Raw genomic sequence first — 25,381 nt, 5'->3', positions numbered from 1 at the left:
CGTCACGCCGGCGGTGTCTCGCCGCGGTAGTCGCCGAAGGACCACAGGTTGCCTTCCGGATCGCGCACCGTGAATTCGCGTGCGCCGTAATCCGTTTCGCCCAGCGGCCGCACGACGTCGGCCTTGCGCTGCAGGACGCGCTCGTAGAGCGCCTGGGGATCGGCGGTGACGATGTAACCGCCGGCGGTGCCCGGTTCGCGGCACCACTGCGCCCCGGGCTTGTGGCTGCCGAGCATGATCCCGCCGCAACCCTGCGGCCAGTTCAGTTGGGCGTGATCGACGGTTTCACCCTGGCCGTAGCGCGCCGCGAGGACGAAGCCGAATGTGTCGACGTAGTAGTCGATCAGCTTGGGCGCGTTATGGGCTTGCAGTGTCAACCAGACGGTCGGATTCGAAGTGGTCATCCTCGAACTGTGCGGTGCAGGAGTGGCCGCCGTCTTGAATGTTTCGGAACTCCTCGGCCAGCCACTGTCGCGGCGGCACACCGGCGAACCGGACGAACTCGCGGGTCATGTGCGCCTGGTCGCTGTACCCCGTGGCGGTCGCGACTCGTGCGAGGTCGACGCGTCCGTAGCGGCGTGCCGACTCGGCGATCCGCGCCGTCGCATGCTGGAACCGCATGAGCATCGCCACCGTCTTCGGCGAGTGCCCGACCTCCTGGCGAAACAGCGTCGTGAGGTGTCGCGGCGTGACGCCGACCGCGTCGGCCAGGCCGGCGACCGGGGCCCGGCCCCGGCTGCGCTGCAGCAGATGCCAGGCTTGTGCGACCTCGGGCCGCACCGTCGCGGCGTCCCGGCATTGCCGTGCGTCGATGAGATAGCCGGCCACCAGCGCGAACGCGTCCGGCCAGCCGTGCGCTTCGGTCACCCGATGGTGCAGTTCGACGGCGCCGCGATCCAGCACGGCGGTCGCGTCGTATTCGGCGAGGAGAAGCTCGGCGCTCGGCACGCCGAACAGCGCACGCGCCGCGAGCGGATGCACGGCCAGCTGCACGCCGGCCTGCCCGCGCCGTTGCCGCACGTGACTGGCCCGCAAGTGCAGGCCGCCGAGCAGCAACGGGTTGGGGCGGGCCACCGCGAGGGCGCCGGCGGTGTCACCGGCCTCCACCCCGTCGTCCAGGCTGACGATGAAGGTCAACGTCGCCGACGGCATGCCACGGTGCACGCCGTCGGGAACGTCGAGGCCCCGGTAGCCGACCATCGAGACGACGCCGGGCGCGCTGCGCGGCGGCGCGACGGCGTATTCCCAAGCCCGGTCCATTACGCCACGCTAACGCCGCGCCCGGGTGAACGCGACGGTCAGGCCGTTCGCGCGGGTGCCATTCAGCTGTGCAGGTGGAGGCGCTCGCCGTGCGGGCCGAAGATGACGATGGCCTCCACCGGGCCGTCCACCACGCCGAACCAGTGCGGCGTCCACGTCGAGAACTCGACGGCCTGGCCGGGGTCGATGGTGAAGTCGCGCTCGCCCAAAATGAGCCGCATCCGCCCGGAAAGCACATACATCCAGTCCTGGCCCTCGTGCACCGGCAGCTCGGCGGGCGGGGTGCGGCGCCGCGCGCTGACCCGGACCTTGAACGCGTGCAGGCCGCCGGCGGGGCCCTGCCGGGTCAGCGGCCAATAGGTGACGCCGTGGTGAGTGCGCGCGGCGCCGCGCACCCGCGGGTCGGGAGCCGGCGGCGCCTGCAACAGTTCGTCGGTGCTGACCGACAGGGCCCGGGCCAGCCGGGGCAGGTGATCCAAAGCCAGCCGACGTTTCCCGGATTCGAGGCGGCTCAGCGTCGAGACGTCGATCCCGGCCCGCTCGCCGACCTCCTGCAGCGTCAGGCCGCGTTGCGCGCGCAGTTCCCGGAGCCGCTGGCGCACCAGGAGGTCGATGTCGGGGGTGGTTTTTGCCTGCATGGCAATTCAGCTTGGCAAATGAGGCACGGGGTAGGCAAGCTCGCGGTATGGAGAATTCGTGCAAACCTGATGATGCCGTGCAGTTTTGGGAGGAGCGCTACCGCTCGGCGGAGCGGGTATGGAGCGGACGGGTCAACCCCCGCCTGGCCGAGGTGGCCGCCGACCTGCCGGTGGGCCGGGCCCTCGACCTGGGCTGCGGGGAAGGGGCCGACGCCCTGTGGCTGGCCGAGCGCGGCTGGCAGGTGGTGGCCGTGGACGTCTCGGCCACCGCGCTGCGCCGGGCGACCGAGGCCGCGTCGGCCCGGAATCTGCTCGCGCGCATCGACTTTCAACGCCATGATCTCAATGAGAGCTTCCCGGACGGGACCTTCGACCTGGTGTCCGCGCAATATCTGCACTCGCCGGCCCGGCTGGAACGCGACGGGGTGTTGCAGCGGGCCGCCGAGCGGGTGAATCGCGGTGGCGTGCTGTTGATCGTCGACCACGGTGCGCCCCCGCCATGGGCGGAACATCACGATCACCAGTTTGCCGGCATCGAGGAGGTCCTGGCGTCGCTGCGCCTGGACGCGCCGCGCTGGACGCGGCTGCGGACCGAGGCCGTCGAGCGCGAAATGGTCGGCCCGAACGGGGAACTCGGAACGATGGCCGACAACGTGATGGTCCTGCGACGAACCGGGTAGGCCTGTTACGCCGCGTCGTGAAAGATCAGTCCCATCGCATAGCGCTCACCGGAGCGAACCACCGAGACCCCGTGGCGCACCGGCGCCGCGGACCAACCCCGCGCCGAGGGCACCGGCCGTTCCCGGGTGGTGAAGACATACCCGTGCCCCTGCGGCAATTGTGTTGCCATGCCACGGGATTGGGCCCGCAGCCGTTGCTCGACGAGCAGGAATTCGCCGCCGGTGTAGTCGGTGCCCGGGTTGCTCAGGTTGATGACGACCTGGAGCGGAAAAACCAAGTCACCGTACAGGTCTCGATGCAGCGCATTCCAGTCACCCGCACCGTATTTCAGCATCAGGGCGGTGGACCTGCGCTGGCCGGCGGCGTGGCAGGCCGCCAGCCAATCGTCGAGGCTGTCCGGCCACGGCGCGTCCCGGCCGAGCTTGGCCCACCACTCGCGCGCGATCGGCAGCAGCCGGGGGTAGAGGGCCTGCTTGAGCGCCTCGATGGGTTCGGGGTAGGGCGCATGAAAATAGCGGTACTGCCCGGCGCCATAGCGTTTGGGCGCCATGTCGATGGTCGACCGGAACAGGTCGTCGTCGGCGTAGAGCTTGCGCAGGCGGGCCGCTTCGGTGGGCGTGATCAACCGCGGCAGCAGCGCCCCGCCGTACTCGTCGACCTCCGCGGCGATCCCATCCCAATCGCCGGAGTCCACGCGCTTGTTCCATCGGCCCATCAGGTCCACGATAGAGCCGCGCGAGCCGTGGTTGCTGGCCCCGGCATGGGTGCAGGTAGTACCGTGGTTCGTCGCGGACGAGTTGGCCGGGCGGCCGCGGACCGTCGCAAGGCGGTTCGAGGAAAGTCCGGACTTCACAGAGCAGGGTGATTGCTAACGGCAATCCGAGGTGACTCGCGGGAAAGTGCCACAGAAAACAGACCGCCACCCACGGGTGGTAAGGGTGAAACGGTGCGGTAAGAGCGCACCAGCATCCCGGGTGACCGGGGTGGCTCGGCAAACCCCACCCGAAGCAAGGCCAAGAAGGCCGCACCTAAGGTGTGGCCGCGCAGGCGTTCGAGGGCTGCTCGCCCGAGCCTGCGGGTAGGCCGCTCGAGGCACCCGGTGACGGTGTGTCCAGATGGATGGTCGCCGCCGCGCCGCCGTTGCCTATGCGCGGCCGCGCGGAACAGAATCCGGCTTACAGGCCAACTCGTCCGCCCGCCCATTGGTGACCAGACGTAAAAGCACCCATTTTGGCGTCAAAATGGGTGCTTTTACGTCTGCTCGGCAGCTAATGCCCCGCTTTGCGCACCGCTTTGGCGAGTTTGCGCAGCGTGTCGTCGAGCTTGTCGCGGCACCGATCGGCCAGGTAGGCCTCCCGCTGGTACAACAGGCCGTAGGTGAAGGTGTCCTCGCCGGCGGCGTGCGCGGCTTCGGCTTCCTGACGCAGGTGCTCGCGGCTGACGACGCTGTCTTGATGATCGCCCAGCAGCGACTGGACCGCCTTGGCCTGTTCGGACACCCCGGCCGCGCCGGTCGCCGAGGCGGTGTAGCGAAGTCGCTTGGCGCGCTTGCGGATCCGATGTATCGCCTCGTCGCGTTGGTGTTGGTCGTCCGGGTGCTCGCGGTCCACCTGGGCGGCGGCCTTCTGGGCCTTGCGGACCTTCTTGTAGGCGGCGTCGATGGTCACCGGCGCCGGTGCCTCGGCGGTGGCCGCGCCGGGGATCTCGGCCGCTATCAGGTCGAGGGAGTCGAGCAGGCGGAAGTATCGCTGCGAGCGCATCGCGATCAGGGACCGGCGCAGCCCGGTCTGGTAGCGCCGCTGCGCACCCCCGACCAGACGTTCGCGCACCGGCCCGCGCACCAATTCCGGTGCGAGCGAGTCCAAGTCGCGTTCGTATCGCTCGGCGAGCACCTCGGCGTCGCGCGCCACCCCCAGGATCCCGGCGAGCTCACGCAACTCGTCGAGCACCCAGCCGTCGTCGGGCAGCCCGAATGACTCCTGGTAGTCCCGCAGCAGGCTGCGCAACTTGCGGGTCGTCACCCGCATCTGGTGGATGGAGTCGTAGGCGTCGGCGCGCACCGCGCGGTCCCACACCAGGAGCTCGCGCACCTGCTCGGCGATCGCGCGCTGCAGCGGATCTTCCGGCGGCGCAGCGCCGTCGGCCGCCGGCGTGGTGCCCAGCACCCGCGCCAGCTTGGAGCCGTGACCCGCCGGTGCGGCGCCGGCGTCCAGCAGCCGATTGCTCAACCGGTTCAACAACTCGACGCCGGCCGTGCCGCTGGACAGCCCGCCGGCCTCCAGCAGCTCCAGCTCCCACTCGCGCCATTCCTGCTCGGTCGGTGCGTCGGCGTCGTCGGAGTCCCGCGTCGACCACGCGACGACATGGTCGTTGCTGAACTCGGCCAGCGCGGTGCCCGCCGCGTCGTACAGCACCTGGCTCTCGCGGCGGGTGGTGATGCGCGCGACGGGCTGCAGCGGCCGGTCGCGGACGATCGCCAACACCACGTCGGTCAGCTCGTCGGGCACGCTGTCGTTTGCGCCGGAGGCGTCCAGCGGTGTGCGCACCTCGGTGCGGGCGTCGGGCCCGGAAGGCAGCTTCAGGTGCCACCCGGCATCGGTGCCGCCGGTGCGGCGGCGCAGCGTTATCTTGTTGCGCGCCAAGTCGTGTAGGGGCGTGTCGAAGTACGTCGCATCGAGGGTTTGCATCGGCGACTTCTCGACGTGCGCCACCGCGGCGATCCCTTCGAACGAGGGCGACACGGTGGACTCGACCACGTCGAACTTGCGCTCGACCTCGAGATGACGCGAGGTCTGCGGCGCTTTTGCAGGCATCTTCGGCTCCACTGAAGGCGGGGCGGGCGCGTAGGGCACCCATAGCCTGCCATACCGAAAAGACGAGGCCGCCGCGGATAGGCCGGCGGCGGCCGCGGCTTACGGCGGCGGCGGAGGAGGGGCCGTCGTGTCGTCTTCGGGCAGCGGCGCATACACCGCCGGCGGCGGGACATAGCGTTGAATGTTGTCGGCGATGTTGGTGCACCCGCTCACCGAAATGCGCCGGCCCGCGCCCACGCACACCGTCGCCTGCACCCGATCGGCGGAATGGGCCGGACCAACAATGGTGGGAATCCCGGCCAAGCCCGAGAACGCCAGCAACGCGGCAAACCAGCGGCGCCGATTCATCTGCGGTCTCCTTTCCAGCCACCCTGGAAGCATTGTGCCGTCGTAGCGCGGCGGGCGGGCCGAGATCGGAGAATGGATCCGCATTTCCATGCGGCCCGAATTCGCGCATGCGCGGCGAGAAAACCCCTTATGGTTTGCGGTACGAACGGCCGCGCCTGCGGACGCGAAGACGAAGGAGCGTTTCCATGGTGTCTTTTGTTTGCCCGGCGGCCCGGGTCGCGTCCGGCGCAATAGCGGCCGGCGCGGTGAGCGTGGCGATGCTTTTCGCGACGGCCGGTTCGGCCGCCGCGGATTGGCCGGCGGACGATCCCGAACCGGCGCCCTCGTCGCAACCGAATTGCACGGCGGCCGACCTTGCCCAGGTGTCGTCGGGCGTCGCCGCGGCGACGTCGGCGTATCTGTTCGCCCACCCGGACGTCAACGCGTACTTCACCAGTTTGAAGGGGCAGCCCCGCGACGACATGCGGGCGCAGCTGAAGCAGTACATGGACGCCAACCCGCAGACCCACGCCGACCTCGAGGGCATCCGCCAGCCGCTGACCGACTTTCAGAATCGGTGCCGCTGACCGAGCGCCGTCAGCCCGCCGGCGGTGGTGGCGGCGGCTGCAGGTGCATCGCCAGGTCGCCGCACTCGAGGATCGTCTGGATCTCGGTGTCGCGGAATGGCCGCCCGTCCGGGCCGAGCAGGTCGTGAAACCACTCCTGCGGCATCGCCGGGTCCGGGTTCGGCTGGTCCCAGGAATCCCAGGGGAAGTAGGTCTGCGTCTTGCCGGCGACCAGTCCCCAGTTGAACGCGCCGACGCCTGCGCGCTTGGCGATGGGCAGGATGTCTTGGACCGTGCTGCCCAACGGCCGGGCCATGTACTCGGTGCACAGGATGGGCCGGCCCTGCGGTACGAGTTCGGCGATGCGGCTCTCGAACTCCGCCGGCGCGGCGTAGGAGTGAAAGGTGATGACGTCGGAGTTGTCGAGCTGGATGCCGCTGATGACGCTGCGGCGACCCGGGTCGGCCCACTCGCCGTGCCAGACGCCGCTGGTCAACGGCTGGCAGGGATCGACCAGCCGCGCCCACTCGAACACCTGCGGAAGTAGCCGGGCGACCAGATCCACCTTGTCTTTCCGCTCGACCTTGGCGTAGGCATCGGCCGGGTTGTCCGGCTCGTTCCACAGGTCCCAACCCAGGACGCGGTCGTCGCTGCGGAACTGCGTCAGCACCCCGGTGACATAGCCGCGCATGGTGTGCAGGTAGCCGGGATCGTCGAGGCGCGCCGCCCCCGGGCTCTGCACCCAGCCGGAGTTGTGGATGCCCGGCCGGGGCGCGCGCTGCGGGCCCGCCCGGGGGAAGGGATCCCAGCACGAATCGAACAGGACGAACAGCGGCTTGATGCCGTGCCGTGCCGCGATGTCGACGAATTGGGCGAGGCGCACCTGAAACCCGCGGTAATCCTGCGCCCATAGCTGATCGTGCAGGAACACCCGTATCGCGTTGAACCCGTTGGTCCGCGCCCAGCCCAGTTCGGTGTCGATGCGCCGCGGGTCGAAGGTTTCGCGCTGGAACATCTCCAGCTGGTTGATGGCGCTGGAGGTGATGTAGTTGGCACCGACCGGCCAGCCCTGCGCCTGATACCAGCGGTTGGCGCGCTCGGGTGACCACCGGGCCGCCTGCGGCGAGGTGCGGGGCGGTTGGGCGGACGCGCGCGGCGTCTGGGCCAAAGCCATGCCTCCTGCCACCAGCAGCGGCAACGTCAACACCGCTCGACGGTGCACGGAGTCACCGCGATTCCCCCGGTCGATGTGGTCCACCCCTGCTCGTCAGAGTTCGGTTGGTCTCTGCGGGCAATCGTACAGCGCTGTAGCGCAACGCTTTTCAGCGGTTGGGCGGTGACAGCGGTAACGCCGCCGACCAGGCGTGCAGCGTGCGGTGAGGAATTCGCCGGGGTGGATCTAGAAGCAGTGCTCTTCGGCGGGGAAGGTCCCGCCGGCCACCTCTTGCGCATATTGCGTTGCGGCCCGGCGCAATTCCCCGCCGATGTCGGCGAACCGCTTGACGAAGCGGGCGGCCTTGCCGCTGCTCATGCCGGCCATGTCCTGCCAGACCAGGACCTGGCCGTCGCAGTTCGGTCCGGCCCCGATCCCGACCGTGGGGATGGTCAGCTTGCCGGTGATCTGGGTGGCCAGCTCGGCGGGCACCATCTCCATCACGACGGCGAACGCACCGGCCTCGGCGACGGCGATCGCGTCGTGCACGGTCTGCTCCGCCGCGTCACCGCGGCCCTGCACCCGAAATCCGCCCAGGCCGTTCACGCTTTGCGGGGTGAACCCGATGTGCGCCATCACCGGGATGCCGGCGGCGGTCAGGCAGGCGATCTGCTCGGCGACCCGCTCGCCGCCCTCGAGCTTGACCGCGTGCGCGCCGCCCTCCTTCATGAAGCGGGTGGCGGCGGCCAGCGCGGCGGCCGGTCCGGCCTCGTAGCTCCCAAACGGCAGGTCGGCGACGACCAGCGCGTGCGGGGCACCCCGCACCACGCCGCGCACCAGCGGAATCAATTCGTCGATCGAGACGGGCACGGTGGTGTCGTAGCCGTACACCACGTTGGCCGCCGAGTCGCCGACCAGCAGGACCGGGATGCCGGCCTCGTCGAAAACGCGGGCTGTCGAATAGTCGTAGGCCGTCAACATGGCCCACTTGTGGCCCTCGGCCTTCATCTTCTGCAGGTGATGGGTGCGAATCTTGGGCCGCGGCTTTTCGGGCTGCGCAGGCGAGTTGGCACCGTAAACGTTGTGCTCAGACATCATTGTCCCTAGTGGTGGTCGGTTCGATCCTCGTGGCCTGCAGGGTCAATCCTGACTGGTCCCCGGGTTCGTTTGACTACTTGATTCTGCCATTTCTTTTGCGCAGTTGCACCGCCGCGGCAGTGTGAGACATACCATGCTGCGCATGCAGCGGCTGAGTGGACTGGACGCCAGCTTCCTGTATCTCGAGACGTCGTCGCAGCCCCTGCATGTGTGCTCGATCATCGAACTGGACACGTCGACGGTGCCGGGCGGTTACGCCTTTGACCGGCTGCGCGACGCCCTGGCGCTGCGCATCAAGGCGATCCCGGCTTTCCGCGAGAAGCTGGCCAACAGTCCGCTGAACCTCGACCACCCGGTCTGGGTGGACGACGAGAAATTCGATATCAACCGTCACCTGCACCGCATCGCGGTGCCGGCACCGGGCGGGCGGACCGAGCTTTCCGAGATCTGCGGCCACATCGCCGAGACACCGTTGGATCGTGGCCGGCCGCTGTGGGAGATGTGGGTCATCGAGGGCGTGGCCGGCACGGACTGCCACCGGGACGGGCGGTTGGCGGTGATGACCAAGGTGCACCACGCCGGAGTCGACGGGGTGACCGGCGCGAGCCTGATGTCGCAGTTGTGCGCGACCGAGCCCGACGCCCCGCCGCCGGAGCCGGCCGAGGGCGTCGGCGGAGCCCATGGTTGGCAGATCGCGGCGGGCGGGCTGGTCCGCTTCGCGACCCGGCCGCTGCACCTGGCCAACGTGGTGCCCGACACCGTCTCGTCGGTGCTCGCCACCGTGCGACGGGCGCGCGACGGTCTGACCATGGCCCGTCCCTTCGCGGCGCCGCGGACCGTCTTCAACGCCAGAATCAGCGACCGCCGCAACGTCGCTTATGCCGAATTGGATCTCGGCGACATCAAAACGGTGAAGAACCATTTCGACGTCAAAGTCAACGACGTCGTGATGGCCTTGGTTTCCGGTGTGCTGCGCCAATACCTGACCGACCGAAACGAATTGCCGAAGTCGTCGCTGGTGGCTTCGGTCCCGGTTTCGGTGCACGGCAAATCCGACCGGCCCGGCCGCAATCAGGTATCGGCGATGTTTTCCTGTTTGCATACCCAGATCGACGATCCCGTGGAACGCCTGAAAGCCATCGCCGAGGCGAATTCGATTGCCAAAGAACACAGTTCAGCTATCGGCGCGTCACTGCTGCAGGATTGGTCGCAATTCGCCGCGCCGGCGGTTTTCGGTATTGCGATGCGGTTGTATGCCAGAACCCGGTTCACCGACAGCATGCCGGTGCACAATTTGGTCGTCTCCAACGTGCCCGGGCCGCAGGTTCCGCTGTACCTGCTGGGCTGCGAGGTCAAGTCGATGTATCCGTTGGGGCCGATTTTTCACGGCTCGGGACTCAACATCACCGCGATGTCGCTGCAGGGCAAACTCGACGTCGGGCTGGTCGCCTGCCCGGATCTGGTGCCGGACCTGTGGGAGATTGCCGACGAGTTCGCGGTGGGGCTCGAAGAGCTGCTTGCGCTCGCGCGGTAGCTCCGGCGGCGGTGCCGCTCATCCGGATCTCAGGTTTCCTCTGGCAGCATAGGTGGGCATGGGCCTGTCTCGCCGCGCCAAGATCGCGCGCACGCTGCTGATCTGGACGTCGATGGCTGCCGTCGCGCTGCTGCTGGCCGGCTGTGTCCGTGTGGTGGTGGGACGCGCCGTCATGTCCGGGCCGAAGCTGGGTCAGGCCGTGGAGTGGACGCCGTGCCGGGCGGCGAACCCGAAGGTCAAACTTCCGGCCGGCGCGCTGTGCGGCAAACTGGCCGTGCCGGTCGACTACGACCACCTCGACGGCGACGTGGCGACGCTGGCGATGATTCGTTTCCCCGCGACCGGGGACAAGATCGGCTCGCTGGTGATCAACCCCGGCGGACCGGGGGAGTCCGGTATCGAGGCGGCGCTGGGTGTCGTGCAGTCGTTGCCCAAGAAGGTTCGCGAACGCTTCGACCTGGTCGGCTTCGACCCCCGCGGGGTGGGGGCGTCGCGCCCGGCGGTCTGGTGCAACTCCGACGCCGACAACGACCGGCTGCGCACCGAGCCCAACGTCGACTACAGCCCGGCGGGTGTGGCCCACATGGAAGACGAGACCAAGCAGTTCGTCGGCCGCTGCATCGACAAGATGGGCAAGGGTTTCCTGGCCAACATCGGGACCGTCAACGTCGCACGCGATCTCGATGCCATCCGCGCGGCGCTCGGTGACGAGAAGCTGACCTATCTCGGCTACTCCTACGGCACCCGGATCGGCTCGGCGTACGCCGAGGCCTTCCCGCACAACGTGCGGGCGATGATCCTCGACGGTGCCGTCGACCCCAACGCCGACCAGATCGAGGCGGACCTGCGCCAGGCCAAGGGATTCCAGGACGCGTTCAACGACTACGCCGCCGAATGCGCCAAGCAGCCGACCTGCCCGCTGGGCACCGATCCGGCCAAAGCCGTTGACGTCTACCACAGCCTGGTCGACCCGATGGTCGATCCGAACAACCCGATGGTGGGCCGCCCCGTCCTGACCAACGACCCGCGCGGCCTGAGCTACAGCGACGCGATCATCGGGACGATCATGGCGCTGTATTCGCCGAACCTGTGGCATCACCTGACCGACGGGCTGGCCGAGCTCGTCGACCACCACGGCGACACCCTGCTCGCCCTGGCCGACATGTACATGCGCCGCGACTCGCACGGCCACTACAGCAATGCCACCGACGCGCGGGTGGCGGTCAACTGCGTGGACCAGCCGCCAATCACCGACCGCGCCAAGGTGATTGACGAAGACCGCCGCTCCCGTGAGGTCGCCCCGTTCATGAGCTACGGGCAGTTCACCGGCAACGCGCCGCTGGGCACCTGCGCGTTCTGGCCGGTGCCGCCGACCAGCAAGCCGCACACCATTTCCGCGCCCGGCCTGGCGCCCACGGTGGTGGTGTCGACAACCCATGACCCGGCCACCCCGTACAAGGCCGGCGTCGACCTCGCCAACGAGCTGCGCAGCTCGCTGCTCACCTACGACGGCACCCAGCACACGGTGGTGTTCCAGGGCGACGGCTGCATCGACAACTACGTGACGGCGTATCTGGTCGGTGGTTCCATCCCGCCCAGCGGCGCCAAGTGCTAGCCACCCGGCGACGCCGCCGCCGAACGTGCACTCACGGCGAGGTTTTCGTCGATTCTGCGCCGTGAGTGCACGCTCGGCGAGGGCGCGAGCCACCTGAGAGCCGAGACCAAGGCGTAATCGTTTCGCGCTGTGACGGGTACCCGCGGCTGCAACGATGACAGCCATGTCGCGCCTGAGATCCTTGAGCTCGGCGCTGTTTTCATTCGGGCTGCTGCTCGGTGGCCCCTTCGTCGTCGCGCTGCCGGTGGCCGCGGCCACCCCCGAACCCGGTGCCGGGCAGACGCCGGGCCCGAACCCGCCCTCGGCCGCGGTGCCGCAGGGGTGGGGGAGCTGTGGCCAATTCGTCAGTGACACAAGCGAAATCCCGACCGCGCAGTGCACCACCGTGTCGGTGCCGATCGACTACAACAATCCCGCGGGGGCGCAGGCCAAGCTGGCGGTGATCCGGGTCCCGGCGTCGGGGCAGCGGGTCGGCTCGCTGCTGGTCAACCCCGGCGGTCCCGGCGGCTCGGCGGTCGACATGGTGGCCGCGATGGCCCCGGATTTGGCGAACTCTCCGATCAGGCGCAACTTCGATCTGGTCGGCTTCGACCCCAGGGGTGTCGGCCACTCGACGCCCGCGCTGCGCTGCCGCACCGACGCCGAGTTCGACGCCTACCGGCGCGAGCCGATGGTCGACTACAGCCCCGGCGGGGTCGCGCATATCGAGCAGCTCTACCGGCAACTGGCCCAGCAGTGCGTCAACCGGATGGGCGCGGCGTTTCTGGCCAACACCGGCACCGCCTCGGTCGCGCGCGACATGGACCTGGTGCGCCAGACGCTGGGCGACGACCAGATCAACTACCTGGGCTACAGCTACGGCACCGAGTTGGGCACCGCCTACCTGGAGAAGTTCAGCAACCACGTGCGCGCGATGGTGCTCGACGGCGCCATCGACCCGACCGTCGGGCCGATCGACGAGAACGTCAACCAAATGGCCGGATTCCAAACGGCTTTCAACGACTACGCCACCGACTGCGCGCGCTCACCGGGCTGTCCGCTGGGCACCGACCCGAGCCAATTCGTCAACCGCTACCACGCGCTGGTCAACCCGCTGGCCACCAGGCCCGGCAAAACCGCGGACCCGCGCGGCCTGAGCTACGCCGACGCGACCACCGGCACCATCAACGCGCTCTACACCCCGGCGCACTGGAAATACCTGACCAGCGGGCTGCTCGGCCTGGCCCGCGGCACCGACGCCGGCGACCTGTTGTTGCTCGCCGACGACTACGACGGGCGCGACAAGAACGGGCACTATGCCAACGACCAGGACGCGTTCAACGCGATCCGCTGCGTCGACGCGCCCAACCCGACGGATCAAGCCAGCTGGGTGAGCGCCGATCAGCGGATCCGGCAGGCCGCGCCGTTCCTGAGCTACGGGCAGTTCACCGGAAATGCTCCGCGTGATTTGTGCGCGCTGTGGCCGGTGCCGGCGACGTCGGCGCCGCACGCCGCGCCGCCCATGGCGCCGGGCAAGGTCGTCGTCGTCTCCACCACGCACGACCCGGCCACGCCGTACCAGGCGGGGGTGAACCTGGCCCGCCAGCTCGGCGGCCCGCTGATCACCTACGACGGGACCCAGCACACCGCGGTGTTCAACGGCCACCAGTGCGTGGACACCGCCGTCGTCCGGTATCTCGTCGCCGGTACGCCGCCGCCGGCCTCGTACCACTGCCAGTCCTGACTGCGGGGTCACCCGCCCGCCGTCCGGTCCGCATGTCAGAGGTTCTTCCGCACGGCTTTTGGCTCACGGCGAGAGCTGGACATGGCCCCGCGGCGGAGGCGGCGGTGGAGGCTCGGGCGGAGGCGGCGGTGCCGGCGGCGGCCCGTCCTGTTGTGGGGTGGGTCCTTGTTGCCGCGGCGGGGAGAGCGGTTGTTGCGCACGAGGTGGCGGCGGCGCCACAACGGGTGGCTCGAGCGGCGCGACCGTTGGCGGTGGCGGGATCTGGGGCGGATCGGGTGTGAGCTCTCCTACCGGAGCGGGCTCGATCAGCGCGGCGGGCCCGCTGTCCTGGGCGCCGGATGCCCGAGGCGCCGGCAGCTGCGCAGCCCCGGCCACCATCGGGGCCGCGCTTATCAAGGCGGCGATCGCCGCATACGCAGCGAGCGCGGTCATGCGCCGACGCCGCCGTCGCGCCGCGCCGCTCAACTGCGGGTTCGCGCGAAAGCGCTGTGGTGATTCACGATGACAACCGGTTACGATGTCGATCATTCCAGGTGCCGGCCGCCTCCACTGTTACCACTCGGTATCCATTAGGTGAGAGCGGCCGGGCAGGTGACACAAAGAAGCGAAGATTCTGCCGTGCGCATCCGAATCGCCCGATCCGCCGAGACTCTGGTCAACACCTCGGCGCTGCTTGCCGCCGCGGTCATCTGCGCGGGCGGCGCGGCGGCCGACCCGGATCAGGACGCGCAGTTCGTGGCGTTGCTTGCACAAAAGCAGATCCCGGCCACCGACAACGTGCCGGGCCTGGTGTACCGGGCCCGTGAGATCTGCGGAGAACTCGATCACGGCTCCTCGGTCCAGGCCGCCGTGGACGAGGAGGTGAACACGGCGTACCGGGAAAACCCGTCCCTGCGGATAGTCGCCGACCGCGTTACCCGCACCGCGGTCAAATTCGTGTCGGCGTCGGTGGACGTCTACTGCCCAGGCCATCAAGGCGAGCTGCCCTAGCGGCGACCGCGTGCCTTTGCACGCACGGCTCCCCGGCGCGTGGCGTCGCGCCGCAATGTGGGCAATGGTTCTGAGCGGGCATCGGTAACACAGAATTAACAGCAGTTGCATACTGTTCGGGTTATGGATCGACAGAAGGAATTCGTCCTCCGCACCCTCGAGGAACGGGACATCCGCTTCGTTCGGCTGTGGTTTACCGATGTGCTCGGTTTCCTCAAGTCGGTCGCCATCGCCCCGGCCGAGCTCGAAGGCGCCTTCGAGGAGGGCATCGGCTTCGACGGATCCTCGATCGAGGGCTTCTCGCGGGTCTCCGAATCCGACACCGTGGCCAACCCCGACCCGTCCACCTTCCAGGTGCTGCCGTGGGCCTCGGCCAACGGCCACCACCACTCGGCGCGGATGTTCTGCGACATCACCATGCCGGACGGCTCGCCGTCGTGGGCCGACCCCCGCCACGTGCTGCGCCGCCAGCTGCAGAAGGCCAACGACCTGGGCTTCTCCTGCTACGTGCACCCCGAGATCGAGTTCTTCCTGCTCAAGCCGGGCCCCGACGACGGGACGCCGCCCGTTCCCGTCGACAACGCCGGCTACTTCGACCAGGCGGTCCACGACTCCGCCTCGAACTTCCGCCGCCACGCCATCGAAGCCCTGGAATTCATGGGCATCTCGGTGGAGTTCAGCCACCACGAGGGCGCGCCCGGCCAGCAGGAGATCGACCTGCGCTTCGCCGACGCCCTGTCGATGGCCGACAACGTGATGACGTTCCGTTACGTCATCAAGGAGGTGGCGATCGAGAACGGCGCCCGCGCGACCTTCATGCCCAAGCCGTTCGGGCAGCATCCCGGGTCCGCGATGCACACCCACATGAGCCTGTTCGAGGGCGACGTCAACGCGTTCCACAGCCCCGACGACCCGCTGCAGCTGTCCGACGTGGGCAAGTCCTTCATCGCCGGAATTCTCGAGCACGCCTCGGAGATCAGCGCCGTCACCAATCAATGGGTCAACTCCTACAAGCGACTGGTCGGCGGCGGCGAGGCGCCCACCGCCGCGTCCTGGGGTGCGGCCAACCGGTCCGCGCTGGTGCGGGTGCCCATGTACACGCCGCACAAGACGTCGTCGCGGCGCGTCGAGGTGCGCAGCCCCGACTCGGCCTGCAACCCGTACCTGGCCTTCGCCGTGCTGCTGGCCGCCGGGCTGCGCGGGGTGGAGAAGGGCTACGTGCTGGGGCCACAGGCCGAGGACAACGTGTGGGACCTGACCGCCGAGGAACGCATCGCGATGGGATACCGCGAGCTGCCGACGAGCCTGGACAGCGCGCTGCGCGCCATGGAGTCCTCCGAGCTGGTCGCGGAAACCTTGGGGGAGCACGTGTTTGACTTCTTCCTGCGCAATAAGCGCACGGAGTGGGCCAACTACCGCAGCCACGTCACCCCATACGAGCTGAGCACCTACCTGTCCCTGTAGGTCCGGATCGGGCATATCCCGTTGTGCACTAGCGCCGCTCGTGCCTGAAGACGGGCGGCTTGCGCTACGGTCGTGGTCGTGACCAAACCCGCGACGCAGCGCCCCAGGCTGCCCAGCGTCGGCCGGCTCGGGTTGGTCGATCCGCAAGCGGCCGAACGCATGGCGCAACTGGGGTGGTACGAGCACGACGACCAGGCGCACGTCGACCTGCTGTGGTCGCTGTCGCGCGCGGCCGACCCTGACTCCGCGCTGTTGGCCCTGGTCCGGCTCTCGGAGAACCCCGACGCCGGGTGGGACGAACTCAACGCCGCCCTGCTCGCCGAACGCCCGCTGCGCGGCCGGCTGTTCGGCGTGCTCGGCGCGTCGCTGGCCCTGGGCGATCACCTGATCGCCCAGCCGCAATCCTGGAAATTGTTGCGCGGCAACGTCAAACTGCCCACCCGCGACGAGCTGCGCGCGGTGTTCACCGGCTGCGTGGATGAGGCGCTGGCCGCGCCGGGTTCGGCGATGGTGCGCCTGCGCACCCGCTACCGCGACCAGCTGCTGGTGCTGGCCGCGCTGGACCTGGCCGCCACCGTCGAGGACGAGCCGGTGGTCCCGTTCACCGTGGTGGCGGCCCACCTCTCGGACCTGGCCGACGCCGCGCTGGCCGCCGCGCTGCGGGTGGCCGAGAACAGCGTGTGCGGCGACCGGACGCCGCCGCGGCTGGCGGTCATCGCGATGGGCAAATGCGGTGCCCGCGAACTGAACTACGTCAGCGACGTCGACGTCATCTTCGTCGGCGAGCAGGCCGACACCGTCACCACCCGGGTGGCCAGCGAGATGATGCGGCTGGCCTCCGAGGCGTTTTTCCAGGTCGACGCCGGTCTGCGGCCCGAGGGGCGCAGCGGGGAACTGGTCCGCACCGTCGAGTCGCACATCGCCTACTACCAGCGCTGGGCCAAGACCTGGGAGTTCCAGGCGCTGCTGAAAGCCCGTGCGGCCGTAGGCGACGCGGAGCTGGGGCGGCGCTACCTGGACGCGTTGATGCCGATGGTGTGGGTCGCCTGCGAGCGTGAGGACTTCGTGGTCGAGGTGCAGGCCATGCGGCGCCGGGTCGAGCAGCTGGTGCCCGCCGAGGTCCGCGGCCGCGAGATCAAGCTGGGCAGCGGCGGGCTGCGCGATGTGGAATTCGCCGTGCAGCTGCTGCAGCTGGTGCACGGCCGCGGCGACGACTCGCTGCACGTGGCGTCGACGGTGGACGCGCTGGCCGCGCTGGGTCAGGGCGGCTACATCGGACGCGAGGACGCGGCCAACCTGACCGCCTCCTACGAGTTCCTCCGGCTGCTCGAGCACCGGTTGCAGCTGCAGCGGCTCAAGCGCACCCACCTGCTGCCCGAGGCCGACGACGAGGAAGCGGTGCGTTGGCTGGCGCGGGCCGCCCACATCCGGCCGGACGGACGCCACGACGCCGCCGGGGTGCTGCGCGAGGAGCTGCGACACCAGAACCTGCGGGTCTCCCAGCTGCACGCCAAGCTCTTCTATCAGCCGCTGCTGGAATCCATCGGCCCGGCCGGGCTGGAGATCGCGCACGGCATGACCTCCGAAGCCGCCGAGCGCCAGCTGGCCGCGCTGGGCTACGAGGGACCGCAGACCGCGCTGAAGCACATGTCGGCCCTGGTCAACCTCAGCGGCCGGCGCGGGCGGGTGCAGTCGGTGCTGCTGCCCCGGCTGCTGAACTGGATGTCGTACGCGCCCGACCCCGACGGCGGGCTGTTGGCCTACCGGCGGCTGTCCGAGGCGCTGTCCGGCGAGAGCTGGTACCTGGCCACGCTGCGTGACAAGCCCGCGGTGGCCCGCCGGCTCATGCACGTGCTGGGCACCTCCGCGTACGTGCCGGACCTGCTGATGCGCGCCCCGCGGGTGATTCAGGACTACGGCGACGGGCCGTCGGGCCCCAGGCTGCTCGACGCCGAGCCCGCCGCGGTGGCCCGCGCGCTGGTCGCCTCGGCCAGTCGCTACTCCGACCCGGTCCGGGCCATCGCCGGCGCGCGCACCCTGCGGCGCCGCGAGCTGGCCCGCATCGCCTCGGCCGACCTGCTCGGCATGCTCGAGGTCACCGACGTCTGCGCGGCGCTGACCTCGGTGTGGGTGGCGGTGCTGCAGGCCGCGCTGGAGGCGATGATCCGGGCCAACCTGCCGGTGAGCGGCAGGGCGCCGGCGGCCATCGCGGTCATCGGCATGGGCCGGCTCGGAGGCGCCGAGTTGGGTTACGGCTCCGACGCCGACGTGATGTTCGTCTGCGAGCCGACGCCCGGAGTCGAGGATTCCGCGGCGGTGCGCTGGGCGACCGGCGTCGCCGAGCAGGTTCGCGCGTTGCTGGGCACGCCCAGCGTCGACCCGCCGCTGGAGGTCGACGCCAACCTGCGGCCCGAGGGCCGCCAGGGCCCGCTGGTGCGCACCCTGGCCTCCTACGCCGCCTACTACGAGCAGTGGGCGCAGCCGTGGGAGATCCAGGCGTTGCTGCGGGCGCACGCGGTCGCCGGCGACGCGGAGCTGGGGCAGCGGTTCCTGCTGATGGCCGACAAGACCCGTTATCCGCCCAACGGGGTGTCCACCGAGGCGATGCAGGAGATCCGGCGCATCAAGGCCCGCGTCGATTCCGAGCGGCTGCCGCGCGGCGCGGACCCCAACACCCACACCAAGCTGGGCCGCGGGGGACTGGCCGACATCGAATGGACCGTGCAGCTGCTGCAACTGCGGCACGCGCACGAGATCCCCGCGCTGCACAACACGTCGACGCTGCAGTGCCTGGACGCGATCGCCGCGGCCGAGCTGGTGCCCGCAGACGAGGTCGACCTGTTGCGGCAGGCCTGGCTGACCGCCACCCGGGCCCGCAACGCGCTGGTGCTGGTCCGCGGCAAGCCCACCGACCAGCTGCCCGGGCCCGGACGCCAGCTCAACACCGTGGCCGTGGCCGCGGGCTGGCCCACCGACGATGGCGGGGAGTTCCTGGACAACTATCTACGGGTGACGCGAAGGGCAAAAGCGGTGGTGCGCAAGGTGTTCGGAAGTTGAGTCAGGAGTCCGGCGCGTTGGACGCCATATTCGAGGTGCTCAGCGCGGCGGAGGCCGATCGCGTGACCGCCCTGTACGCTCCGCTGGCCGATGCGGTCCGTGAGCTCGTCGACGCGACCATCCGCACCGAGGCCGACGACGACGTCGTCGCCGAGGCCCGGCGCACGATCCAGGCCGTCACCGCGTCGCTGCGGCAACGCACCCGGCCGATGGGGGTGAGCTACCGCGTCAACGGTCGCCCGCTGCCGTTGGGCAACGCCGCGATCGGCGTGTGCAATCCCATCGCCCCGCCGATCGTCGTGCACCACGAGGGCGAGGGGCGCTGCTGGAGCGAGTTCACCCTCGGCTCGGCCTACGAGGGTCCGCCCAAACTGGTGCACGGCGGCGTCAGCGCCCTGGTGCTCGACCACATGCTCGGCGAGGCGGCCAGCGAGGGGCTGTCCAAGGCGCGGTTCACCGGAACCATCACCGTGAAATATCTGCGCGGCACCCCGCTCGGTCCGCTGCGCTGTGACGCGTGGGTCGACGGCAAAGAGGGCCGTAAAGTCTTTGCGCGCGGCACCATTTCGGATGCCGCCGGTGTCACCGTCGAGGCCGACGGCGTCTTCATCGAGCCGGCCTGGGCGCAGGAGCTGCAGTGAAGTTCTACATCAGCAGCGCGTTTTTGAACACCCGCGAGATCATCGAGCTGGCCAAGGCGGCCGACGAGCTCGGCTACCACGGGATCGGCATACCCGACCACGTCGTCAACCTCGAGACGCTGGACACGCCGTACCCGTACACCAAAGACGGCCAGCGGCGCTGGCAACCCTTCACGGACTGGCCCGATCCCTGGGTGCTGGTGGGTGCGCTGGCTCAGGTCACCACGCGGTTGCGGTTCGTCAACACCGTCTACATTCCCGCCATGCGCAACCCCTTCTCGGCGGCCAAAGCCATTGGCACCGCGGCGGTTCTGGCGTCCGGTCGGGTGGAGCTGGGCATCGGGGTGGGCTGGTGCCGCGAGGAATTCGCTCTGATGGGTGAGCCATTCGAGGCCCGCGGCAAGCGCACCGACGAGATCATCGAGCTGATGCGGGCGCTGTGGTCGCCGGGCTGGACGGAGTTCGACGGCGCGTTCTTTTCCGCGCCCCGCCTCGAGATGCAACCCACCCCGCCGCCGATCCCGGTGTATGTCGGCGGCCTGTCCGATGTCGCGCTGCGCCGCGCCGCCCGCAACGACGGCTGGATCGGCGATTTGATCAAGACCGAGCGGGCCATCGAGGCGGTCGGGCGGCTGCGGGAATTGCGCGCCGAAAACGGTTTGACCATGGACGATTTCACCATCCTGACACCGCTGACCGACGCGTTCACCACCGCGGACTACCGGCGGGTCGAGGATGCCGGCATCACCGGCATCATCACGATGCCGTGGATGTTCTATGCCGGGCCCGACGCCAGCCTGGACGACAAGATCGACGGCATGCAACGCTTCCGCAAGGACCTCGCGCTCGACGGCTGAATCACACCTAATTCGGCGCCCGGGGCCACCTAAACGGTGGCGCGGGCGGGCTCGCGCGGCTCGGCATCGCTTATCTTTCCGGGGAATAGTTGCCCCGAACGGAGTCGGAGATGCGCGCCACTGTCTGCGCTGCGGCCGTGGCCGTCGCGGTGGTGACGGCGGCGTGCGGTGGTTCACCGTATGTGGGCCTCTCGACGGTCACGTCCGGGCCCCACGCCACGACGGTCACGAGCCCGGTCTCGCACGCGAGCGCGGCCGCCGCCGACGCCTACTTGCGGTCGCTGGTCCCGACGCCGGCGACCGCGAAGAGGACCGACGGCCCCGATCCCATTCATGACGGCGGCATCCGTCTGCACTTCTTCGTCAACGGAGCCCCGGCCGAGGTGCTGAGCGCCTACAAGACCGCGCTTCTCGACGGGCACTGGACGCTGATCGTCGACAGTTCGAGCGATGGCAGGACGACGTATACCGCCAGGAACGGCAACACATTCGGGGTCTTCACCGCCGGAAGTTTCGGCGGCGCGACGGACATCGACGCCTGCGCGTGGCCGTCGGCGCCCGCCGATAAGGACTGCGCGCGCCGCGGATAACAGCCGAGGCGGCAAAATGCGAAACCACCCGCGCGGCAATCTCCACGCGGGTGGTTTCGTCACGCCGACTTAGGCGACGTAGCTGATAGTCGATCGGCTCCCTCTGGAGCAGCTCGGTTTTAACGGCGGAACCGATCGGGTAGATAGCTCGCGTGGGGGGAGATCACCGGATGAATCGATGGCAGACAGCTCAGGCCGTGGAGTTCACCCGAGCTTTGCGCGCCCAGCTGGCCGAGATGAACAGCAAAATCGCCTGGATCGAGCGGCAGAGTGCAAGGGCCAGTAACGCCCGCGCAGGCGCATTGCGGATGGAAGCAACGACGCTGCGCCGACATGTCAGGGAGGCTGAAGCCCTCATCGCTTCGCTGGACCAGAAGTATCTCGGTCGACAAGCCGGTCGTCCATCCCAGCGAAGGTTGCCGCCGAGGCCGGGCGCCTCGCCAAGAGCCCAACTGGTTGATCTCCAATAACGGCATCAGCACTTCGAGGTCGCCGTAAGAATGGGGACGGAGCGGTCCCTCGCCATGTCTGTGTGACCTCGGACACACCGTGACCTAGTTTTATCGGTATCGCCATACCATATTCTCCTACCAGATTGGTTCTAGTGAGATGAGGATGGCGGCCGTGGAATCGTGGCGAGACGAACTTTCAAAGCTTCGGGATGTTGTTCGAGGGCCGGTCTTCACGGAAGATGACACGGCTTACGGCAGCGAAGTGGCGGTGTTCAACACGGCGGTCCGACACCGGCCCGCGGTCGTGGTGGGCGCCGCCGATGCGGCAGACGTCTCCGAGGCGGTGAGGTTCGCGGTCGAGCACGGTCTGTATGTTGCCGTCCTCAATACCGGCCATGGACCGACGGTGCCCGCCGACGCGGATACTCTGATGATCACAACCAGCCGAATGTCGGGCCTATTCATCGACGTCGAAAACCGTTGCGCGCGGGTCGAAGCCGGAGTTCAGTTCGGACAGCTGGTCGACGCCGCCGCGAAGTACGGGCTGGCTCCACTGCCGGGGTCATCGCCGGGAGTGGGTGTGGTCGGCTACACCCTTGGCGGCGGGGCGAGCGCGACGATGGGGCGCAAGTACGGCTGGGCGGCCGACCACGTCACTGACATCGACGTGGTCACCGCGGATGCCCAATTGCGCTGCGTATCAGCAGTATCCGAACCCGATCTTTTCGGTGCGCTGCTGGGCGGGAAAAGCAATTTCGGCGTGGTGGTCGCGATGAAGTTCGCGCTGTTCCCAGTGACATCGTTGTACGCCGGTGCACTGTTCTACTCGGGCGAACACAGCCGGCGCGTGCTGAAGGCCTTCCGCGAGCTCACCGCATCAGCACCCGATGAGTTGACGACGGGATTGGCGCTGCTCAATCTACCTCCCTTGCCCGGCCTTCCGCCCTTCATGCAGGGTCGCTTGACCGTATCGGTACGGGTCTCCTATGTCGGCGACCCGTCCATCGGTGCCCGGCTGATCGACCCGCTGCGTCGGGCGGCTCCGGTGCTGGCGGACGGTGTCGCCAGCATCCCCTACGCGCAGTTCGCCACCATCAGTAACGATCCAACCGATCCCGCGCCGGCGGTTGAGCATTTCGCGCTGCTTCGGGAACTGGGCCAAGACACCGTTGACGCCATCGTCGACGTGGCCGGCCCCGGATCCGGTAGCGCGATCAATATCGTCGACATCCGGCATCTGCAAGGGGCTTTCAGCAAACCCGCGGCTTTCCCCAACGCGGTGGGTGCGCGAGATGCCGCCTATGCCATGTTCGCCCTGACCGTCGTGCCCCCAGGCGACGAAGTGGCGGGCTATCGTAACTCGGGCCGCGAACTTGTTGCGGCGCTTGATCCTTGGCTGCACGACATGGCGAATCCGAGCTTCGTCGGCCCGGCGGACACGCCTGAGGACCGCACCCGCCGGGCCTATGCGCCCGACGTCTACGAAGAGCTGCGGACGGTCAAGGCGAAGTACGACCCGCGCAACACCTTCCGCCTCAACCACAACATCCCACCGCGCGTCGCTGTCTGAGACCGCGCATCGACAACGTCCGCCGGGGTTGTCAAAATCTGGTATTCTCGTACCATACATCAATGCCCGTTGAACGCCGCGCCCGACGAGTCGGCGGCGCGCGCCGAGTCGCGGCCGTCGAAGCCGCCGCCGCAGTGCTGGCGGAGCGGGGCCATGAAAATACCCGCTTCGCCGACGTCGCGGCGGCCAGTGGCGTCGCCATCAGCACGCTGCAGAACTATTTCGGCTCACGCGAGGACATGCTCATCGAGGCGATGCGGCACGCCACGGAGATGGAGGTCGCCGCGTTCGAGGCGGTGGCCGACGCCGAAACCGATCCCTGGAATCGCCTGGTGGCGATGATAGATCGCAACCTGAACACTCCGTTGCGCAACCATCAGCTGCTCATCGAATTCTGGCGCTCCGGCATTCGCGACGCGGAATTGCGCGACTACGGCGAAGAAGGCTGGTCGCGCTACCGCGCGCCGTTCGTGCGCACCGTCATCGAGGGGCGCGACGCAGGTGTGTTCGCGCCGGTGATCTCGCCCGAAGACGTCGTCGATTTGTTGTTCGCCACGCTCGTCGGAGCAATGATTCCCCGCGTGCTGCGTTTTCCGAACCCGTCGGCGGATCGCTTTCGGACCTCGTTGCTTCGGCAGCTCGCCGCGATGCTGGGCAGAACCGGATACCAGTAGGCCACCCGGCCTGCGATCGTGGAGCCGATCGCCGACCGGGTGGCCGTCGTTGGTTGTCGACGTCTTTAGACGTCGTAGTACAGCGCGAATTCGTAAGGGTGCGGCCGGATTTGGACCGGCAGGATCTCGTTTTCGCGCTTGAAGTTGATCCACGTCTCGATGAGGTCGGGCGTGAACACGCCGCCCTCGGTGAGGTATTCGTGGTCTTCTTCGAGCCGGTCGATCACCGCGGACAGCTGGGTGGGCGCCTGCGGGATGTTGGCGGCCTCCTCAGGCGGCAGCTCGTAGAGGTCCTTGTCGACCGGGGCCTGCGGCTCGATCTTGTTCTTGATGCCGTCCAGGCCGGCCATCAACATGGCCGAGAACGCCAGGTACGGGTTGCCCGACGAGTCGGGGCAGCGGAACTCGAGACGCTTGGCCTTCGGGTTGGTGCCGGTGATCGGGATGCGGACACACGCCGACCGGTTGCGCTGGCTGTAGACCAGGTTGATCGGGGCCTCGTAGCCGGGTACCAGGCGCTTGTAGGAGTTCACCGTGGGGTTGGTGAACGCCAGCAGCGACGGTGCGTGGTGCAGCAGGCCGCCGATGTAGTGGCGGGCGGTGTCCGACAGGCCGGCGTAACCGGTCTCGTCGTACATCAGCGGGCTGCCGTCCTTCCACAGCGACTGGTGGGTGTGCATGCCGGAGCCGTTGTCACCGAACAGCGGCTTGGGCATGAACGTCACGGTCTTGCCGTTCTGCCACGCCGTGTTCTTGACGATGTACTTGTAGAGCATCATGTCGTCGGCCGCGTGCAGCAGCGTGTTGAACTTGTAGTTGATCTCGGCCTGGCCGCCGGTGCCCACCTCGTGGTGGCCCTTCTCCAGGCTGAAGCCGGCGGTGATCAGGTTGGTCAGCATCTTGTCGCGCAGGTCGACGTAGTGGTCGACCGGGGCCACGGGGAAGTAGCCACCCTTGGGGCGCACCTTGTATCCGCGGTTGGGGCTGCCGTCGAGCTCGTTGGGCGAACCGGTGTTCCACCAGCCCGAGATCGCGTCGATCTCGTAGAACGAGCCGTTGGTGCGCGAGTCGAAGCTCACCGAGTCGAAGATGTAGAACTCCGCCTCGGCGCCGAAGTAGGCGGTGTCGGCCACGCCCGTGCTGATCAGGTAGTTCTCGGCCTTGCGGGCGATGTTGCGCGGGTCGCGCGAGTACGGCTCGAGGGTGAAGGGGTCGTGCACGAAGAAGTTGAGGTTCAGCGTCTTGGCTTCACGGAACAGGTCGATCTGCGCGGTCGCCGGGTCGGGGAGGAGCAGCATGTCGGATTCGTGAATGGATTGGAATCCGCGAATCGACGAACCGTCGAAGGCTAAACCATCCTCAAAAACGCTCTCGTCGAAGAATGAAATCGGAATTGTGAAGTGCTGCATGATGCCGGGCAGGTCACAAAACCGGACGTCGACAAATTCGACGTTCTCGTCCTTGGCGAGTTTGAAGACGTCGTCGGGCGTCTTATCCGTCACAGAGTGCTCCTTTACTTGGTGAGATCCGCGGCCTGACGCTATGGAGCAGATGTTGCCCGTCAGTCAACCCGATGTTGCGCGCACGTTACGTGACCATGCCACACGCTAAAAGTGGCCACTTGGGCGGCGGGTTCTATTGTGGGGCCATGGATCGCAAGATCGTATCTTTTCTGGTG

General features: G+C 68.3%; 22 protein-coding genes and 1 other RNA gene. 14 read left to right on the top strand and 9 right to left on the bottom strand.

What is annotated here, in order from left to right:
- Positions 1-2 precede the first annotated feature (2 nt).
- The 3 genes from A5659_RS01520 to A5659_RS01510 all read right to left on the bottom strand — a co-directional run bounded on the left by A5659_RS01520 (position 3) and on the right by A5659_RS01510 (position 1,898).
- Complete coding sequence (locus tag A5659_RS01520) at positions 3-404, bottom strand: VOC family protein (RefSeq protein WP_067142872.1); 402 nt, start codon at positions 402-404, stop codon at positions 3-5.
- Positions 358-1,200 (bottom strand): AraC family transcriptional regulator, encoded by an 843-nt coding sequence (locus A5659_RS01515; RefSeq protein WP_067178977.1) that lies wholly within the window; start codon positions 1,198-1,200, stop codon positions 358-360. Before A5659_RS01515 ends, A5659_RS01520 begins: the two co-directional genes overlap by 47 nt.
- Positions 1,201-1,322: 122 nt before the next feature.
- Positions 1,323-1,898 (bottom strand): helix-turn-helix domain-containing protein, encoded by a 576-nt coding sequence (locus A5659_RS01510; RefSeq protein ID WP_066862771.1) that lies wholly within the window; start codon positions 1,896-1,898, stop codon positions 1,323-1,325.
- Positions 1,899-1,945: 47 nt separating this feature from the next.
- On the opposite strand from A5659_RS01510, the gene A5659_RS01505 reads away from it, so the two are divergent.
- Positions 1,946-2,578 (top strand): bifunctional 2-polyprenyl-6-hydroxyphenol methylase/3-demethylubiquinol 3-O-methyltransferase UbiG, encoded by a 633-nt coding sequence (locus A5659_RS01505; RefSeq protein WP_067178953.1) that lies wholly within the window; start codon positions 1,946-1,948, stop codon positions 2,576-2,578.
- Between the two features lie 5 nt (positions 2,579-2,583).
- Here A5659_RS01505 and A5659_RS01500 read toward each other — a convergent pair whose 3' ends face one another.
- On the bottom strand, positions 2,584-3,294 hold the full coding sequence (locus tag A5659_RS01500; protein ID WP_067178975.1) for a 2OG-Fe(II) oxygenase: 711 nt from the start codon (positions 3,292-3,294) through the stop codon (positions 2,584-2,586).
- Positions 3,295-3,372: 78 nt separating this feature from the next.
- Between A5659_RS01500 and rnpB the strand changes: the two genes are divergently transcribed.
- Positions 3,373-3,773, top strand: an RNA gene (gene rnpB / locus A5659_RS01495) — RNase P RNA component class A.
- Positions 3,774-3,847: 74 nt separating this feature from the next.
- Here rnpB and A5659_RS01490 read toward each other — a convergent pair.
- Both A5659_RS01490 and A5659_RS01485 read right to left on the bottom strand, forming a co-directional pair.
- Positions 3,848-5,392 (bottom strand): CYTH and CHAD domain-containing protein, encoded by a 1,545-nt coding sequence (locus tag A5659_RS01490; RefSeq protein ID WP_067178951.1) that lies wholly within the window; start codon positions 5,390-5,392, stop codon positions 3,848-3,850.
- Between the two features lie 99 nt (positions 5,393-5,491).
- Positions 5,492-5,740 carry a hypothetical protein gene (locus A5659_RS01485; RefSeq protein WP_066881426.1) on the bottom strand — a complete coding sequence of 83 codons (249 nt, stop codon included), beginning with the start codon at positions 5,738-5,740 and terminating at the stop codon, positions 5,492-5,494.
- Between the two features lie 185 nt (positions 5,741-5,925).
- Here A5659_RS01485 and A5659_RS01480 point away from each other — a divergent pair, with 185 nt between their 5' ends.
- Positions 5,926-6,306 carry a heme-binding protein gene (locus tag A5659_RS01480; protein ID WP_067178949.1) on the top strand — a complete coding sequence of 127 codons (381 nt, stop codon included), beginning with the start codon at positions 5,926-5,928 and terminating at the stop codon, positions 6,304-6,306.
- A 10-nt stretch (positions 6,307-6,316) separates the two neighbouring features.
- On the opposite strand, the gene A5659_RS01475 is transcribed toward A5659_RS01480, so the two are convergent.
- Entirely contained in the window at positions 6,317-7,507 is a 1,191-nt protein-coding gene (locus tag A5659_RS01475; protein WP_082972530.1) for a 1,4-beta-xylanase, read from the bottom strand.
- A 177-nt stretch (positions 7,508-7,684) separates the two neighbouring features.
- Entirely contained in the window at positions 7,685-8,533 is an 849-nt protein-coding gene (gene panB / locus A5659_RS01470; protein WP_066862859.1) for a 3-methyl-2-oxobutanoate hydroxymethyltransferase, read from the bottom strand.
- 145 nt (positions 8,534-8,678) lie between these two features.
- Here panB and A5659_RS01465 point away from each other — a divergent pair, with 145 nt between their 5' ends.
- The 11 genes from A5659_RS01465 to A5659_RS01415 all read left to right on the top strand — a co-directional run bounded on the left by A5659_RS01465 (position 8,679) and on the right by A5659_RS01415 (position 23,703).
- A complete protein-coding gene (locus A5659_RS01465; protein ID WP_067178973.1) occupies positions 8,679-10,070 on the top strand; it encodes a wax ester/triacylglycerol synthase family O-acyltransferase in 1,392 nt (463 codons plus the stop codon).
- Between the two features lie 52 nt (positions 10,071-10,122).
- Positions 10,123-11,685, top strand: coding sequence for an alpha/beta hydrolase (locus tag A5659_RS01460; protein WP_156748752.1), 1,563 nt, complete (start codon positions 10,123-10,125; stop codon positions 11,683-11,685).
- Between the two features lie 154 nt (positions 11,686-11,839).
- Positions 11,840-13,408, top strand: coding sequence for an alpha/beta hydrolase (locus tag A5659_RS01455; RefSeq protein ID WP_156748750.1), 1,569 nt, complete (start codon positions 11,840-11,842; stop codon positions 13,406-13,408).
- Between the two features lie 618 nt (positions 13,409-14,026).
- A complete protein-coding gene (locus tag A5659_RS01450; protein ID WP_066862792.1) occupies positions 14,027-14,398 on the top strand; it encodes a DUF732 domain-containing protein in 372 nt (123 codons plus the stop codon).
- Positions 14,399-14,521: 123 nt separating this feature from the next.
- Entirely contained in the window at positions 14,522-15,862 is a 1,341-nt protein-coding gene (gene glnA / locus A5659_RS01445) for a type I glutamate--ammonia ligase (protein WP_066862795.1), read from the top strand.
- Between the two features lie 72 nt (positions 15,863-15,934).
- Positions 15,935-18,919 carry a bifunctional [glutamine synthetase] adenylyltransferase/[glutamine synthetase]-adenylyl-L-tyrosine phosphorylase gene (locus A5659_RS01440; protein ID WP_067178944.1) on the top strand — a complete coding sequence of 995 codons (2,985 nt, stop codon included), beginning with the start codon at positions 15,935-15,937 and terminating at the stop codon, positions 18,917-18,919.
- Positions 18,916-19,560, top strand: a complete 645-nt coding sequence (locus tag A5659_RS01435) for a PaaI family thioesterase (protein ID WP_067178942.1) — start codon at positions 18,916-18,918, stop codon at positions 19,558-19,560. Before A5659_RS01440 ends, A5659_RS01435 begins: the two co-directional genes overlap by 4 nt.
- A complete protein-coding gene (locus A5659_RS01430; protein ID WP_067178940.1) occupies positions 19,557-20,417 on the top strand; it encodes a TIGR03619 family F420-dependent LLM class oxidoreductase in 861 nt (286 codons plus the stop codon). Before A5659_RS01435 ends, A5659_RS01430 begins: the two co-directional genes overlap by 4 nt.
- Before the next feature lie 110 nt (positions 20,418-20,527).
- On the top strand, positions 20,528-21,007 hold the full coding sequence (locus A5659_RS01425; protein ID WP_067178938.1) for a hypothetical protein: 480 nt from the start codon (positions 20,528-20,530) through the stop codon (positions 21,005-21,007).
- A 615-nt stretch (positions 21,008-21,622) separates the two neighbouring features.
- Positions 21,623-23,029, top strand: a complete 1,407-nt coding sequence (locus A5659_RS01420; RefSeq protein ID WP_197497873.1) for an FAD-binding oxidoreductase — start codon at positions 21,623-21,625, stop codon at positions 23,027-23,029.
- Between the two features lie 62 nt (positions 23,030-23,091).
- Positions 23,092-23,703, top strand: a complete 612-nt coding sequence (locus tag A5659_RS01415; RefSeq protein WP_067178934.1) for a TetR/AcrR family transcriptional regulator — start codon at positions 23,092-23,094, stop codon at positions 23,701-23,703.
- A 65-nt stretch (positions 23,704-23,768) separates the two neighbouring features.
- Here A5659_RS01415 and glnA (A5659_RS01410) read toward each other — a convergent pair whose 3' ends face one another.
- Positions 23,769-25,205 (bottom strand): type I glutamate--ammonia ligase, encoded by a 1,437-nt coding sequence (gene glnA / locus A5659_RS01410; RefSeq protein WP_066877693.1) that lies wholly within the window; start codon positions 25,203-25,205, stop codon positions 23,769-23,771.
- Positions 25,206-25,381 lie beyond the last annotated feature (176 nt).

This window comes from Mycobacterium sp. 1165196.3 (genome assembly GCF_001673415.1).
GTDB lineage: Bacteria > Actinomycetota > Actinomycetes > Mycobacteriales > Mycobacteriaceae > Mycobacterium > Mycobacterium europaeum_A.
Note: the sequence above shows the minus strand (reverse complement) of the source record. Positions and strands in the feature narration are given on the sequence as shown.

What these genes read in the sequence shown, in the direction of transcription:
- A5659_RS01520 (WP_067142872.1), bottom strand. Translation starts at nt 404, where the DNA reads ATGACCACTTCGAATCCGACCGTCTGGTTGACACTGCAAGCCCATAAC.
- A5659_RS01515 (WP_067178977.1), bottom strand. Translation starts at nt 1,200, where the DNA reads ATGGTCGGCTACCGGGGCCTCGACGTTCCCGACGGCGTGCACCGTGGC.
- A5659_RS01510 (WP_066862771.1), bottom strand. Translation starts at nt 1,898, where the DNA reads ATGCAGGCAAAAACCACCCCCGACATCGACCTCCTGGTGCGCCAGCGG.
- A5659_RS01505 (WP_067178953.1), top strand. Translation starts at nt 1,946, where the DNA reads ATGGAGAATTCGTGCAAACCTGATGATGCCGTGCAGTTTTGGGAGGAG.
- A5659_RS01500 (WP_067178975.1), bottom strand. Translation starts at nt 3,294, where the DNA reads ATGGGCCGATGGAACAAGCGCGTGGACTCCGGCGATTGGGATGGGATC.
- A5659_RS01490 (WP_067178951.1), bottom strand. Translation starts at nt 5,392, where the DNA reads ATGCCTGCAAAAGCGCCGCAGACCTCGCGTCATCTCGAGGTCGAGCGC.
- A5659_RS01485 (WP_066881426.1), bottom strand. Translation starts at nt 5,740, where the DNA reads ATGAATCGGCGCCGCTGGTTTGCCGCGTTGCTGGCGTTCTCGGGCTTG.
- A5659_RS01480 (WP_067178949.1), top strand. Translation starts at nt 5,926, where the DNA reads ATGGTGTCTTTTGTTTGCCCGGCGGCCCGGGTCGCGTCCGGCGCAATA.
- panB (WP_066862859.1), bottom strand. Translation starts at nt 8,533, where the DNA reads ATGTCTGAGCACAACGTTTACGGTGCCAACTCGCCTGCGCAGCCCGAA.
- A5659_RS01465 (WP_067178973.1), top strand. Translation starts at nt 8,679, where the DNA reads ATGCAGCGGCTGAGTGGACTGGACGCCAGCTTCCTGTATCTCGAGACG.
- A5659_RS01455 (WP_156748750.1), top strand. Translation starts at nt 11,840, where the DNA reads ATGACAGCCATGTCGCGCCTGAGATCCTTGAGCTCGGCGCTGTTTTCA.
- glnA (WP_066862795.1), top strand. Translation starts at nt 14,522, where the DNA reads ATGGATCGACAGAAGGAATTCGTCCTCCGCACCCTCGAGGAACGGGAC.
- A5659_RS01425 (WP_067178938.1), top strand. Translation starts at nt 20,528, where the DNA reads ATGCGCGCCACTGTCTGCGCTGCGGCCGTGGCCGTCGCGGTGGTGACG.
- A5659_RS01420 (WP_197497873.1), top strand. Translation starts at nt 21,623, where the DNA reads ATGGCGGCCGTGGAATCGTGGCGAGACGAACTTTCAAAGCTTCGGGAT.
- A5659_RS01415 (WP_067178934.1), top strand. Translation starts at nt 23,092, where the DNA reads ATGCCCGTTGAACGCCGCGCCCGACGAGTCGGCGGCGCGCGCCGAGTC.